This is a genomic window from Streptomyces mauvecolor, from assembly GCF_039532965.1.
GTDB classification, from domain to species: Bacteria; Actinomycetota; Actinomycetes; order Streptomycetales; family Streptomycetaceae; genus Streptomyces; species Streptomyces violascens.
Map to the genome: position 1 here is coordinate 1 of NZ_BAAASQ010000037.1, position 595 is coordinate 595.

Below are 595 nucleotides of genomic sequence, written 5' to 3' on the forward strand. Positions count from 1 at the left end.
GCCACATCGAGCCCGCTGTTCTTGCGGGCCTCCTGGATCAGCCGGATCGCGTCACGGGCCAGGCCTGCGAGGCGCAGTTCCGGGGTGATCTCCAGGTCGAGGGCGACCGTCGCGCCGGAGTCCGAGGCCACCGACCATCCCTCGCGCGGGGTCTCGGTGATGATGACCTCGTCGGGGGCCAGTGCCACGGGCTCGCCGTTGACCTCGACCGACGCCGTGCCCGTGTCGCGCAGCGAGGCGGACAGGGCCGCCGCGTCAGCGGCCGCCACCGCCTTCGCCACGTCCTGGACGCCCTTGCCGAACCGCTTGCCGAGCGCCCGGAAGTTGGCCTTCGCGGTGGTGTCGACCAGCGAGCCGCCCACCTCGGAGAGGGAGGCCAGGGAGGAGACGTTCAGTTCCTCGGTGATCTGTGCGTGCAGTTCGGGCGAGAGGGTTTCGAAGCCCGTTACCGCGACCAGGGCCCGCGACAGCGGCTGGCGGGTCTTGACACCTGACTCGGCGCGCGTGGCCCGGCCCAGCTCCACCAGGCGGCGTACCAGCGCCATCTGCGAGGAGAGCGCCGGGTCGATCGCCGCCGTGTCCGCCTTCGGCCAGG

At 72.3% G+C, this 595-nt stretch carries 1 protein-coding gene; it reads right to left on the reverse strand.

Translation table 11 applies throughout. The features are described 5' to 3' along the window. A partial coding sequence (locus ABD346_RS33925; RefSeq protein ID WP_344380160.1) for a DUF5915 domain-containing protein occupies positions 1-595 on the reverse strand: 595 nt, incomplete at both ends.